The 13,363-nt window shown below is 72.4% G+C and carries 12 protein-coding genes; 4 read left to right on the forward strand and 8 right to left on the reverse strand.

Annotated elements, in window-relative coordinates; all coding sequences use genetic code 11:
• Positions 1-20: 20 nt before the first annotated feature.
• A complete protein-coding gene (locus AB0472_RS22930) occupies positions 21-1,049 on the forward strand; it encodes an LLM class flavin-dependent oxidoreductase (protein ID WP_366358423.1) in 1,029 nt (342 codons plus the stop codon).
• Between the two features lie 103 nt (positions 1,050-1,152).
• On the opposite strand, the gene AB0472_RS22935 is transcribed toward AB0472_RS22930, so the two are convergent.
• The gene (locus AB0472_RS22935; protein ID WP_093499046.1) at positions 1,153-1,545 is read right to left on the reverse strand and encodes an SCO5389 family protein; all 393 of its coding nucleotides are present in this window, start codon (positions 1,543-1,545) and stop codon (positions 1,153-1,155) included.
• A gap of 305 nt (positions 1,546-1,850) precedes the next feature.
• Between AB0472_RS22935 and nucS the strand changes: the two genes are divergently transcribed.
• A complete protein-coding gene (gene nucS, locus AB0472_RS22940) occupies positions 1,851-2,522 on the forward strand; it encodes an endonuclease NucS (protein WP_366358425.1) in 672 nt (223 codons plus the stop codon).
• Between the two features lie 607 nt (positions 2,523-3,129).
• Here the strand turns inward: nucS and AB0472_RS22945 are convergent.
• The 3 genes from AB0472_RS22945 to AB0472_RS22955 form a co-directional block, all read right to left on the reverse strand.
• A complete protein-coding gene (locus tag AB0472_RS22945) occupies positions 3,130-5,718 on the reverse strand; it encodes an ATP-binding protein (protein WP_366358427.1) in 2,589 nt (862 codons plus the stop codon).
• A gap of 442 nt (positions 5,719-6,160) precedes the next feature.
• Positions 6,161-6,484, reverse strand: coding sequence for an STAS domain-containing protein (locus AB0472_RS22950; RefSeq protein WP_093499049.1), 324 nt, complete (start codon positions 6,482-6,484; stop codon positions 6,161-6,163).
• A 185-nt stretch (positions 6,485-6,669) separates the two neighbouring features.
• Positions 6,670-7,518, reverse strand: a complete 849-nt coding sequence (locus tag AB0472_RS22955) for a 3-hydroxyacyl-CoA dehydrogenase family protein (protein WP_366358430.1) — start codon at positions 7,516-7,518, stop codon at positions 6,670-6,672.
• A gap of 209 nt (positions 7,519-7,727) precedes the next feature.
• Between AB0472_RS22955 and AB0472_RS22960 the strand changes: the two genes are divergently transcribed.
• A complete protein-coding gene (locus tag AB0472_RS22960; protein ID WP_366358432.1) occupies positions 7,728-8,300 on the forward strand; it encodes a cob(I)yrinic acid a,c-diamide adenosyltransferase in 573 nt (190 codons plus the stop codon).
• Positions 8,301-8,331: 31 nt separating this feature from the next.
• On the opposite strand, the gene AB0472_RS22965 is transcribed toward AB0472_RS22960, so the two are convergent.
• Genes AB0472_RS22965 through AB0472_RS22980 form a run of 4 tightly spaced genes read right to left on the reverse strand, consistent with a single transcriptional unit; the run spans position 8,332 to position 11,158 of the window.
• Positions 8,332-8,544: a hypothetical protein gene (locus tag AB0472_RS22965; RefSeq protein WP_366358434.1), complete on the reverse strand. Its 213-nt coding sequence runs from the start codon at positions 8,542-8,544 to the stop codon at positions 8,332-8,334.
• A complete protein-coding gene (locus AB0472_RS22970; protein WP_366358436.1) occupies positions 8,541-8,954 on the reverse strand; it encodes a hypothetical protein in 414 nt (137 codons plus the stop codon). The genes AB0472_RS22965 and AB0472_RS22970 overlap by 4 nt, the downstream gene beginning before the upstream one ends.
• A gap of 51 nt (positions 8,955-9,005) precedes the next feature.
• Positions 9,006-10,469, reverse strand: coding sequence for a HAMP domain-containing sensor histidine kinase (locus tag AB0472_RS22975; RefSeq protein WP_366358438.1), 1,464 nt, complete (start codon positions 10,467-10,469; stop codon positions 9,006-9,008).
• Entirely contained in the window at positions 10,466-11,158 is a 693-nt protein-coding gene (locus tag AB0472_RS22980; protein ID WP_366358440.1) for a response regulator transcription factor, read from the reverse strand. The genes AB0472_RS22975 and AB0472_RS22980 overlap by 4 nt, the downstream gene beginning before the upstream one ends.
• Positions 11,159-11,483: 325 nt before the next feature.
• Here AB0472_RS22980 and AB0472_RS22985 point away from each other — a divergent pair, with 325 nt between their 5' ends.
• Positions 11,484-13,310 (forward strand): glycoside hydrolase family 18 chitinase, encoded by a 1,827-nt coding sequence (locus AB0472_RS22985; RefSeq protein ID WP_366358442.1) that lies wholly within the window; start codon positions 11,484-11,486, stop codon positions 13,308-13,310.
• Positions 13,311-13,363: the final 53 nt, after the last annotated feature.

Below are 13,363 nucleotides of genomic sequence, written 5' to 3' on the forward strand. Positions count from 1 at the left end.
CAGGAAAGCAGGAAGAAACGATGCGCGTAGGTAGTTTTGTGCTGGCCGCCCAGTTCCCGGGCCAGGGTCAGGGGGAAGCCCTGCACCGGGCGGTACGCACGGCGGAGGTGGCCGAGGAGTCCGGTCTGGACGCGGTCTGGCTGGCCGAGCACCACTTCGTGCCGTACGGCACCTGCCCGTCGGCGGTCACGCTGGCGGCTCTGCTGCTGGGCCGCACCCGGCGGCTGCGGGTCGGTACGGCGGTGAGCGTCCTGCCGACCGTCCATCCGGTCGCCCTCGGCGAGCAGGCCGCGCTGCTGCACGTGACGAGCGGCGGCCGTTTCACGCTCGGCGTGGGGCGGGGCGGGCCGTGGGTGGATCTGGAGGTCTTCGGATCGGGTCTGGAGGCGTACGAACAGGGCTTCCCCGAATCACTCGATCTGCTGATGCGGTGGCTGCGCGAACCGGCCGTGTCGGCGTCCGGACCGCGCTTCTCGTTCCGTGAAGTCCCCGTCGTGCCACGCCCGTCGGAGGCGCTGACGGAGGCGCCGGGACCGGAGGTGGTGGTCGCCTGCACCTCGGCGGCGAGCATCCGGCTGGCCGCCGAGCGGGGGCTGCCGATGCTGCTCGGGATGCACGTCGGCGACGAGGAGAAGGCCGAGATGGTCGCGTTGTGGCGGCAGCACGCGCGGACGGCCGGGCGGCCGGGCGACGAGATCGCCGCGGCGGCCCATGTCTCGGCCGGCGTCTGCCAGATCGCGGACAGCCGCACCGACGCCGCGGAGACCCTGACCAAGGCGATGCCGGGCTGGCTCAAGCAGGGCCTGGAGGCGCACGTGACGGTGGACGGCCGGTTCCGCTCCATGCGGGACCCGCTCGCGTACACCGAACTGCTCTGCGGACTCCACCCGGTGGGTACCCCGCGGCTGTGCGCCGACCGGCTCGCCGCGACCTCCGAGCGGACCGGCATCTCCCGTTTCGCCCTGCTGACCGAGGGCTCGGGGGATCTGGCGGCCACGGAGGAGAACGTACGACGGCTGGGTGCCGAGGTACTGCCGCACCTCCGGTGACCTCACCGCCGCGGGGAGCTTGCCGCCCCAGTGACTGATGCACCTCCCGCGTGTGGAGCGGCAAGCAAGCGGCTCACTGCGTCAGCAGGACCGACGCACGGCGTCAGCAGTCCCGTAGCTCCGGGGACTGGTTCAGCAGCTGGTTGCGCACAGAGGTGAAGCGGGCCAGCGTCTCGTCGACCGAGGCGTCCAGCGGGAACACCGCCACACGGTGGCAGTTCTGGAAGGCCAGCCGGACACCGAAGTGCCGCTGCAGGGCGCCGCGTATGGCGTCACTCGCGAGCGCACGCAGCAGCTGACCGCGTGCCTGCTCGTCCGGCGGAGGCGTCTGGTTGTCGGCGAACTCTCCGCCGTCCACCTTCAGCTGGGCCACCAGGGAGCTGATCATCTCCCATGCGTAGGGCAGGGAGGTCCGGACGCAGTCGACGAAATCTGCTTCGTCGACCTCGCCTCGCTCGGCCTGTTCGAGTAGGGCCGGTGAGACGTCGAGCGACATGGGTACTCCTCTCGCACCCCCGAACAGCAGGGGTTGGCGGACAGGTAAGGGAGTTCGCGATACCGAACACGCTGAGTACACAATCCGCGACCTCCCGTTTACTACGGTAGGCAACGGGCGGTGACCCCACCAGGAGATTGCGTATATGCGACGGTCCCTTTAGGCACACAATCGGCCAGGTTTGAACAGGCGTGTGCAGGCGACCCTTCAGGAGCGGTCGCGGGGGCGCGTCCGAGGCCGCTCGGATGCCGCTCGGTTCCGGGCGAATCGCGTGGAGGGCGGCGCGTCGAGTAGCGTTGCCGACCATGCGTCTCGTCATCGCCCGGTGCTCCGTCGACTACGCCGGCCGGCTCACCGCCCACCTTCCCTCCGCTCCCCGTCTGATCCTCGTCAAGGCGGACGGCAGTGTCTCGATCCACGCGGACGACCGGGCCTACAAGCCCCTCAACTGGATGTCGCCGCCGTGCACCCTCAAAGAGGGAACGGGGGACGAGGACGGCGTCTGGACCGTCATCAACAAGGCGGGCGAGAAGCTCATCATCACGATGGAGGAGGTCCTGCACGACTCCTCGCACGAGCTGGGCGTCGACCCGGGGCTGATCAAGGACGGCGTGGAGGCGCACCTGCAGGAGCTGCTGGCCGACCGGATCGAGACGCTCGGCGACGGCTACACGCTCATCCGGCGCGAGTACATGACGGCCATCGGGCCGGTGGACATCCTCTGCCGCGACGCCGAGGGCCAGACCGTGGCGATCGAGATCAAGCGCCGAGGCGAGATCGACGGCGTCGAACAGCTCACCCGCTACCTCGAACTCCTGAACCGCGACCCCCACCTCGCCCCCGTCCGGGGCATCTTCGCCGCCCAGGAGATCAAGCCCCAGGCCAAGGTCCTCGCCACCGACCGCGGCATCGGCTGCACCATCCTCGACTACAACGCCCTCCGCGGCATCGAGGACGACAAACTCCGCCTGTTCTGACCGGGCGGGCCGACGCCCCTGAACCAGGCCGACACATGGGGCCCCTTCTGCCAGGGCCCGACAAGTCCGCGCCGCCCCACCTCCAAACCGCCGCAACGACACCCAGCCCCGACGGCGGTCAACGCCGGTACCGGACCGACCTGAGCCGGGCTCGGCACCGCCGTGTCGCGTCACCGTGGCTGAGCGCCGCCGCGGCGGACCCGGCGTGGGCCCACGCCCCCGAGCAAACCGACGCGTCCGCCCGACACACTCGGCCGCCCAACCCCCCTGAAACCGCCGCAGCGACGCACCACCCCTACGACGAAGACCGGCGCCGCCGAACCGGCTCAAGGCGGACTCGGCACCGCCGGTCCACGCCATCGTGGCTGAGCGCCGCTGCGGCGGATCGAGTGCGGGCGACTCCGCTCCGCCCGCACCCCACACATGGCGCCGCCCAACCCCATTGACGCCGCCCCGCCCTCAACGGCACCGCCCGCTCCGGAACCGCCGCGACGGCGCTCAGCCCCTACGGCGGTGGGCGGCGGTGCCGTACCGGCCTGGGGCGGGTTCGGCATCGCCGGTTCGCGTTGCCGGGGATGAGCGCCGTCGTGGCGGAGTGGGGCGAGGGTCAGATCAGTGTGCCGGTCGATCTTCCGGGGCTGACGCCGTCCGATCCGGAGGCGCTCGTCGCGACGCTCGGCGAGTTGGACGCCGGGCCGCTCGCCGAGTTCGTGGCGTCGGAGGGCGTGGCGGAGTCCGTGGGTCCACCGGAGGAGGACGAACCGCCGGTCGGCGTGCCGGACGATGAAGAACCTCCGGTCGGCTGACTCGACGCCGTTCCCGAGGACGACGGGGACGTCGGTGGCTTGCTCGTCGTCGGCTTCGTCGGCTTGCTCGTCGTACCGCCCCCGGAGGACCCCTTCGTCCCCGATGCCGAAGCCGAAGGCGTCTCCGTGTCGGACGGGGGTGTGGGGTCGTCCGACGTGCCCAGGGTGCCGTCGGGGCCCGGATCCGTCGGCTTGGGCGTCGTCGCGCCGGTGTTGCCCGTGCCCGTGGTCCGGCCGGGGTCGGCGCCCAGACTGCCGTCGCCGGTGTCCTCGCTCGCCGACGGGTTGACGCTCACGTTGTTGGACGGGTCGTCGGCGTTGTTGTTGGAGGTCATGCCGAGGGTGACCACGGTGCCCAGGACGGCCGTCAGGAGCACGCCCGCGCCCACCGCGACCAGGTTGCGGCGGGCCATGCGGACCAGGCCGCCCCCGCCGCCCTGGGAGGGCGCCGGCTGCCCCGGGACCCTCTGGGTCACCAGCGTGTCGGAGACCGGCGAGTGCACCGCGGGGAAAGGCGTGGTGACCCCGCCGGCCGGGGATATGGACTCCTCGTGGCGGGCGTCGGAAATCTCGTCGCCCGCCATCGCGGCGGCCGGGATGACCTCGCCCGAGCGGTCGGCCACCAGGGCGAGAGCCCGTCGGCCGGCCGTCGTGCCCCGCTTGTCGGAGAGCGCCCCGCGCAGCCCGATCGAGGCCTCCAGCTCGGCCCGCGCCCGGTCCAGCCAGCCGCCGCAGAGCGCGAAGATGCCGAGTTCGTGGTGGAAGTAGGCCTGGTCGCCGACCTCGCCGGCGAGGCGGGAGGCCTCGGCGCCGGCCCGCAGGGCGTGTTCCCAGGCGCTCCAGTGCAGCCCCGCCGCGAACGCGGGCGCGGCCGTGCGGGCCAGTCGTACCGGCGTGCTCTCCTCGTCCTCCGCCGGCGGCACCGTCTCGGGGACGATCACCGTCAGGGCGGCGAGGATCGCGTCGGACTCGGCGCAGACCCGCTCCGGGGTGACCGAGGGGTGCCCGGCCCACCAGCCGTAGTGCTGGGCGGCGGTGAGGGCCTGGGCCGCCGCGTCGTCGGCGTATCCGGCGGCCTCCAGCTGCTGCAGGACGCCCGCGGCGAGCCGGTAGCGGGAGCCCACCGGGGAGACCAGTCCGCAGCCCGCCAGCTCGCCGAGGGCCGCGTCCGCGTGGGTGTCGCCGACGAGGGCCGGCAGATGGGCCTGGTGCGGCACCTCGCCGCCGAGGGCGACCGCGAAGCGCAGGGTGGCCCGGGCGGAGGCGCTGAGCCGGGAGGCGAGCAGCGGGGCGGCCGCGGCGGCCTCGCCGAGGGACGGCAGCGGGACCTCGTCGGTCGCCTCGGTGTCGAAGGTCGCCTCGACCGGGAGGTCGGAGAGCGCGGCGATGTCGGACAGCTCGGGCAGGTCGGACGCGAAGACGCCGTATTCGTCCACGGCGCCCGTGGTGGCCCGCACCTGGTCGCGCTGGCGCAGCAGCGCGCCCGCCTGGACGAACCGCAGCGGCAGGCCCTCGGACTCGAACCAGAGGTCGCCGGCCCAGTTGGCCTCCTCCTCGGTGAGGACGCGGCCGACCGCGCGCTCCAGGATGTCGACGCCGCCGGCCCGGTCCAGGCCGCTGAGGAAGACCTCCTCGACGGCGGAGTCGGCGGACGGCGCCGGCACGTCCGGGGTGGCGCCGATCAGGAAGGCGCACTCGGGGGTGGCGTCGATCAGCTCGTCGAGCCCGGTGCCGCCGAACTCGATGTCGTCGAGGACGACGACGGCGCCGATGTCCCGGACCAGTCCGAGGAGCTCGTCGTGGTCGGGGCGGTGCTCGGACGCCTTGTAGACGGCGTGGAAGAGGTCGTGGAGCAGGTCCTCGTGCGTGCGGTGGAAGCCGTTGAGGCGGACCACGCCGTCGGGGGCGAGGTCGGAGCAGTCGTCGGCGACCAGGTCGAGGAGGGCGGTGCGGCCGGAGCCCGCGGGGCCGGTGAGGCGCACCGAGCGGCCGCGGGCGAGGAGCCGGACGAGCCGCTCGCGGTCGTCCTGGCGTTCCAGGAGCGGCAGCTCGGTCCGGGCGGGGCCGGGCGGAACCGGCGGCCGGACGGCGCGCTCGTACTCGGCGCGCTCGGCGGCCGTGCGCTTCTCCGGTCGGGCGGGGCGCTCGGTCGGCGGGCAGGGTTCTATCTCGCTGCCGTCGACCGGATTGACGGTCAGCAGGAAGTCGCCGGTGACCAGCCGCGTGATGCGGGCGGCCGCCGGCGTGCTCTGACCGAAGTCGGTGGTGAGGGAATCCCTGGGCGGGCGCTGGCGCGGCGTGCTGCCTCCCCCAGTCTCGAACAGGCTCGACCGGGAGGTACCCCCATCGTCCTGGCCGTACCCCGCGGGTCCCGGGTTGTTCGGGTCCATAGGTTCCTAGCCCCCCAAAAGCGTCGTGTGCCGTGAAAACCGGCCCCTCCCGGCCTGTTGCACACCGCGCTGTCGCTTCTGGTCCGGGCCCGCGCTCGAAGGGTGGCAAGGGCGGCGGGCGACCGAACCTTAAACCTTCGCACAGTATCTACGACAGCCCGGGGTACCGCGCCGTCCGAGACATCACGGTCTCGTGAGGATTGCGTCTGACGTGCGGATGCGCGCCGTCCGACCGGGTCACCCCCGTCGCCCGGTTCACACCGGATCGCCGCGTCCCGGCGATTCGCCACCGCACACCCGGCCGGCCACCACGGGCCGGCCCGCCATCGGCCTCCCGTCACCACGGCCCAGCCGGCCGGCGGTCACCGCGGCAGAACCGGTCACCGCTCGCCGCGGCCCGGCCCGGTCCGGTCGGGCACGGCCCGGCCGCCGAGTCCCGGTGTCACACCCGCGGCAGCGACTCCGCCCCGATACCCCCCTCGATCGCCAGGATCCGGTGCAGCCTGGTGGCCACCAGCAGGCGCTGCATCTGCGGCGGCACGCCGCGCAGCACCAGACGGCGGCCGCAGCGGCCGGCCCGCCGGTGGGCCCCCATGATCACCCCGAGTCCGGTGGCGTCCCAGGAGTCCAGCTCGGACAGGTCCAGCACCAGATCGCCGACTCCGTCGTCGACGGCCGAGTGCAGGACCGTACGGGCGTCCGCCGCGCTGCGGACGTCGAGGCGGCCCCCGACGACCAGCTCGGCGTGGTCGCCCCTGATGTACATATGCGCTCCCCGAGAGTGCGTGTCCTACTCCGTGAAAGTGTTGTCCGGTATTGCAACGTCTGACTGCGTTCGCCGGTCAGAGGTTGCCATCTGTAAGCGAACCGATACCGAATTCACCCCGGAGAGTGAAACCTCCGGGGTTTGTGCGTTTTGACAGGCGGTCAGAGGGTCTACGTACTGATGTTTCAGTACGAGTAGAAGCCCTGCCCGCTCTTGCGCCCGATGTCACCGGCGTCAACCATCCGGCGCATCAGCTCCGGCGGGGCGAACTTCTCGTCCTGCGACTCGGTGTAGATGTTGCTGGTGGCGTGCAGCAGGATGTCGACGCCGGTGAGGTCGGCCGTGGCCAGCGGCCCCATGGCGTGACCGAAGCCCAGCTTGCAGGCCAGGTCGATGTCCTCGGCGGTGGCGACGCCCGACTCGTAGAGCTTGGCGGCCTCGACGACGAGCGCCGAGATCAGCCGGGTCGTCACGAAGCCGGCGACGTCCCGGTTGACGACGATGCAGGTCTTGCCGGTGGACTCGGCGAACTCCCGCGCGGTGGCGAGGGTTTCGTCGCTGGTCTTGTAGCCGCGGACCAGCTCGACGAGCTGCATCATCGGCACCGGCGAGAAGAAGTGGACACCGACGACCCGTTCCGGGTGCTCGGTGACGGCCGCGATCTTGGTGATCGGGATCGCGGAGGTGTTGGAGGCGAGCACGGCGTCCGGGCGCACGATCTTGTCGAGCGCGCGGAAGATCTCGTGCTTGACCTCCAGCTTCTCGAAGACGGCCTCGACCACGACGTCCGCGTCGGCTACCGCGTCCAGGTCGGTGGTCGTGGTGATGCGGGCCAGGGCGGCGTCGGCGTCGTGCGCCTCCAGCTTCCCCTTGCTCACGAACTTGCCGTACGAGGTCTGGATCCCGCCCACGGCACGGTCCAGTGCCTCGTCGGTGACGTCTCGCAGGACCACGTCCCAGCCGGCCTGCGCGGCGACCTGGGCGATGCCCGAACCCATCAGGCCGGCCCCGATGACGGCAAGCTTCCGTGCCACTCCGCTCCCCTTACACGCTGTTGAGGTATGCCTCTTGGGCGGGACCCTAGCGCTGGTCGGGGGCCGGGAAACCCGGTAAGTAATGCGTGTCACGGTCTCAGGACGTGAGACAACCGTCACGTCCCGTCAGCCGGCCCCGGCGCCGGCGTCCGTTTCGGGCCGGGTACGGCGCGGTCCGCCGCCACCGGGGACACCCTTACGCTGGCCGCATGGTCAATCTGACGCGCATCTACACCAGGACCGGCGACCGGGGCACCACCGCTCTGGGGGACATGAGCCGGGTCGCCAAGACCGATCTGCGGATCTCCGCCTACGCCGACGCCAACGAGGCGAACGCGGCGATCGGGACGGCGATCGCGCTGGGCGGCCTGCCGGAGGAGGTCGTCAAGGTGCTCACCCGGGTGCAGAACGACCTCTTCGACGTCGGCGCGGACCTGTCGACCCCCGTGGCGGAGAACCCCGAGTTCCCGCCCCTGCGCGTCGAGCAGTTCTACGTGGACAGGCTGGAGGCGGACTGCGACCGCTTCAACGAGCGGCTGGAGAAGCTCCGCTCCTTCATCCTGCCGGGCGGCACCCCGGGCGCGGCCCTGCTCCACCAGGCCTGCACGGTCGTACGGCGGGCCGAGCGGTCGACGTGGGCCGCGCTGGAGGTGCACGGCGAGGTGATGAACCCGCTGACGGCGACCTACCTCAACCGGCTGTCGGACCTGCTGTTCATCCTGGCCCGGACGGCCAACAAGGAGCTCGGGGACGTGCTGTGGGTGCCGGGCGGGGAGCGCTGAGCGGCCAGACGCCCCCGCCCGCCCCGTCGCCTCAGCGGCCCGTGTCGTCCTGGGCCGCGTCCTTGTCCGCCTGCGCGAGCGCGGACTCGGCCGCGTCCGCCTTCTGCTGCATCTCCACGTAGCCGGAGGGCGCGCCGGAGGGCGTGGCTGCCGCCTTCCCCGGTGTTCCGGCGCCATGGGCACAGCCGGCGGCGAGTCCCGCGAGGGCGGCGAGCGCGACGGCCGCGAGCCTGAGGCCCCTCAACTCGCGCTCCCCGCCGCGTCCCCGGCGTTGTCCTGGCACCAGGCCCGGACGTCGGCCAGATCCCGCTTCCGCTGCTCCAGGGTCGGCACCAGGGACCTGCGGAAGGTGAGCCGGTCCTGGAGGTACGTGGCGACCTCGTCGTGCCCCGCCGCCTTCGCGTTGTCCAGCCGCCGCTGCAGCCGGGCCACGGAACCCCGCTCGTCCGCCCCGGCGTTCAGCCGCCGCAGTGCCCGGTCGATGCGCTGGTCGATCCTGGGGACCCGCTTGCACAGGGCCCGGGCCCCGTCGCCGGTGGGGGTCGCCTTCGGCGCGGGCGTGGCGTCGGCGACGGCCGCGCCGGTACCGGCGGCCAGCAGGGCCGCGGTGGCGAGCCCCACGAGCAGGGTGCGCCGGTGCTGTCGTGCGTGCATCGTGTTCTCCGTTCCGCGGACGGCCCCGTCGTCCGTCCGACGCGACGGAGGCTAGGAACCGTCTTTGGGAAAACCCTGTGACTGGTTTGTCCGGGCTGTGGCGATCAGCCAGTCCCGGTGGGCCGGGAGCGCACCGCCCGCCCGGGGCAGCCGTACCTCGAAGCGGGCGCCGCTGCCGTCCGGACCGGCCATGACCGTGACCCGGCCCCGGTGCAGTGCGGTCTGCTGGGCGACGAGGGTCAGGCCGAGCCCCGAGCCGGAGCTGCCGGGGCCACGCCGGAACCGCTCGAAGACCCGGCTCCGTTCGGCGGGCGGCACGCCCGGCCCGCGGTCGTCGACGGTGATCACGGCCTGCCCGTCCGCGCCGCGCAGCCCGACCGTGACGGTCGCCCGGCCGTCCGGCTCCCGGCCGTGCGCAAGGGCGTTGGCGAGCAGGTTGTCCAGGAGCAGCCGCAGCCCGGGCTCCCAGCCGTGGACCGTGAGCCCGGGTGCCGCCTCGACGGTGATCAGGGCGTCCGGGGCGCCCCGCCGGGCCTCGGCCGCCGCCGCGTCCGCGGTCTCCGCGAGGTCCACGGTCACCAGGGCCTCGGCCTCGACCAGGTCGCCGCGGCCGAGTTCACGCAGCATCACCAGCAGGCCGAGCAGCCGGGCGTGTTCGTGGCGCAGATCGGCGAGGACCTCCGTGCGGTCCGGCTCGGAGAGGTCGGGGTGGGCGGCGAGGATGTCGAGGTTGGTGCCCATGCTCATGAGCGGGGTGCGCAGTTCGTGGGAGGCGGCGGCGGAGAAGGAGCTGGCGGTGTGCAGGGCCTCGGCGGTGCGGGCGGCCTGTTCGTCGTAGCGGGCGAGGGCCTTCTGGAGGGTGGCCGCCAGCTCGTCGACCTCGGTCACCCCGGTCGGCTCGTGGTGCAGCCGGGCGGCGCTGGTGCGCGGGTCGAGTCCGGCGGTACGACGGCCCAGGCGGCGCAGCGGGCCAGTCGCGCCGGTGGCGATGCCCCAGGCGAGCAGGCCGGACAGGGGGGCGGCAAGGACCGTCGTCACCGCCACCCGGCGCCGCACGAGGCGGAGTTGGGTCTGGTCGGCGGCGTCGGTGGAGAAGACCCACAGTGTCCCGGGGCCGCGGGCCGTCCGGATCGGCACGGACAGCGCGCGCCAGCCGGTGGCACCGTCCCGGACGGTGACCGGCGTGTCCGCCCGCGCCGGGAGCCGCACCGTGGTGTCCGGCTGGGGGCCGCCGCTGAAGGTGGCGTCGGGTCCGACGACGCGGACGCCGACGTCGAGGGCGGCGCTGTACAGCAGGCGTTCGCGGTTGTCGGCCGCCTTGGGCCGGCCGCCGGCACTGGCCCGCAGCAGGGCGCGGGCGTCCGGGGTCACGGCGGCGGCGCGGGTCCGCAGGTGGTCGTCCTCGGCGCCGTGCAGATCCTGCCTGACGAGCTGGAGCAGCAGCCATCCGGAGGCCAGCACCAGCAGCGGCACGGTGACCCCGACCGCGAGTCCGATGCGGGTGGACAGCCTCATGGTGCGTCCCGCAGGACGAAGCCCACACCGCGGACGGTGTGGACGAGCCGGGGCCGGCCGCCGGCCTCCAGCTTGCGCCGCAGATAGCTGACGAAGGTGTCGACGGCGTCGGTGCGCACGTCGAAGTCGTAGCCCCACACCCGTTCCAGGAGCTGGTCCCTGCTGAGGACGAGCCCGGCGTTCCGCGCGAGCACCGCCAGCAGTTCGAACTCGCGCCGGGTCAGCTCCAGCGGCCGGCCGTCCCGCGTGGCGGTACGGGCCGCCGGGTCGATCACCAGGCCCGCGATCCTCAGCACCTCGCCCGCGGGCGGCCGGCGGCGCAGCAGCGCGTGCAGCCGCAGCACCAGTTCCTGCAGGGCGAACGGCTTGACCAGGTAGTCGTCGCCGCCCGCCTGGAGACCGGCGATACGGTCGGCGGTCTCGTCGAGCGCCGAGAGCATCAGGACGGGGAGGTCCCGGCCGTCGCCGCGGAGCCGTTCGCACACCTCGATGCCGCTCAGGCCGGGCATCGACACGTCGAGGACGAGGACGTCCGGCGGGGTCCGCCCGATCGCCGCGAGCGCCGCGTGGCCGTCGTCCGCCGTCCGCACCCGGAAGCCGCTCAGCCGCAGTCCGCGCTCCAGCGAACGCCGGATGGCGGGATCGTCGTCCACGACCAGGACCGATCCGGGGCCGCCCGTCGCATCCATGTGCCCTCCCCTCACCGTCCGGTCAGGGTACGGCTCTCCTGCTCGGGGCGTACGGGGGGCCGGCCGGGGCCTTGCCGGGCCGGAGCGGGCCGAGGCCACGGTGCGGGCCCTCGTCAGCCGGTCGCGGGCCGAGCGGGAACCGCGCAGCCGGGGGCAATCGACGGTGCCGGGGCGGGAGTTGGGATCCGCGGATTCGTATACGGAGCCGCACACAGAGTGGTCCAGACCTATTGACCGGTGGTCCAGACCTTTCTATTCTCGCGGCACCATGGGCATGAAGGCTCAGTCATGCCCACGTCACCCCCGATCAAGAGGGAGGCGCAGCATGCGCTTCAGACACAGAGTCGCGGCAGGGCTCGCGACGCTGGTGCTCCCCCTGGCCGGTCTGGTCGGCCTCGCGGGCCCCGCCCAGGCCGCGACGTCCGCCACCGCGACCTACGCCAAGACCTCGGACTGGGGTACCGGCTTCGGCGGCCAGTGGACCGTCAAGAACACCGGCACCACCACCATCAGTTCCTGGACCGTCGAGTGGGACTACCCCTCCGGAACCTCGGTCACCTCCGCGTGGGACGCGGACGTCACCTCCTCCGGCACCCACTGGACCGCCAAGAACAAGTCCTACAACGGCTCCATCGCCCCCGGCGCCTCCGTCTCCTTCGGATTCAACGGCGCGGGTTCGGGATCGCCGAGCAACTGTCTGCTCAACAGCACGAGTTGTGACGGCGGCACCACCACCCCCGGCGACTCGGCGCCCTCCGCGCCGGGCACCCCGACCGCCTCCGGCATCACCGACACCTCGGTGCAGCTGAGCTGGTCCGCCGCCACCGATGACAACGGCGTCAAGAACTACGACGTCCTGCGTGACGGCAAGGTGGTCTCCACGGTGACCGCCACGTCGTACACCGACTCGGGCCTCACGGCCGGCACCGACTACTCGTACACGGTCCAGGCCCGCGACACCGCGAACCAGACCGGACCGGCCAGCGGCGCGGTCGCCGTCCACACCACCGGCGGTACGACCACTCCCCCGACCACCGGTTCCAAGGTCAAGCTCGGCTACTTCACCGAGTGGGGCATCTACGGCCGGAACTACCAGGTCAAGAACCTGGTGACGTCCGGGTCCGCGGCGAAGATCACGCACATCAACTACGCCTTCGGCAACGTGACGAACGGCCAGTGCGCGATCGGCGACGCCTACGCCGACTACCAGAAGACGTTCACCGCCGACCAGTCGGTCAGCGGCGTCGCCGACACCTGGGACCAGCCGCTGGCCGGCAACTTCAACCAGCTGCGCGAGCTGAAGGCCAAGTACCCGAACATCAAGATCCTGTGGTCCTTCGGCGGCTGGACCTGGTCCGGCGGGTTCGCGCAGGCGGCGGCCAACCCGACCGCGTTCGCCAACTCCTGCTACAACCTGGTCGAGGACCCGCGCTGGGCCGATGTGTTCGACGGCATCGACATCGACTGGGAGTACCCGAACGCCTGCGGGCTGAGCTGCGACACCAGCGGCTCGGCGGCCTTCAAGAACCTGATGGCCGCGCTGCGCGCCAAGTTCGGCTCGAACAACCTGGTCACCGCGGCCACCACCGCCGACGGCTCGGCCGGCGGCAAGATCGACGCCACCGACTACGCGGGCGCCTCCCAGTACGTCGACTGGTACAACGTGATGTCGTACGACTTCTTCGGCGCCTGGGCGACCACCGGCCCGACCGCCCCGCACTCCCCGCTCACCTCGTACTCGGGCATCCCGACCGCCGGCTTCGACACGGCCGACGCGATGGCCAGGTTCAAGGCGCAGGGCGTGCCGGCGAGCAAGCTGCTGATCGGCATCGGCTTCTACGGCAGAGGCTGGACCGGCGTCACCCAGGACGCACCGGGCGGCACGGCCACGGGCGCGGCGACCGGGACGTACGAGGCGGGCATCGAGGACTACAAGGTCCTCAAGACGTCCTGCCCCGTCACCGGCACCGTCGCGGGCACGGCGTACGCCCACTGCGGCACCAACTGGTGGTCCTACGACACCCCGTCGACGATCGCCGGCAAGATGAGCTGGGCCAAGTCCCAGGGCCTCGGCGGCGCCTTCTTCTGGGAGTTCAGCGGCGACACCAGCAACGGTGAACTGGTGAGCGCCATCAGCTCCGGGATGTCGTAGCCCCCTGAGGAAAAGGTGTCCTGAGCAACATCGACCCTCCCCCGGACTGCGTC

It is taken from the genome of Streptomyces sp. NPDC086777, from assembly GCF_040702065.1.
Lineage (GTDB): Bacteria > Actinomycetota > Actinomycetes > Streptomycetales > Streptomycetaceae > Streptomyces.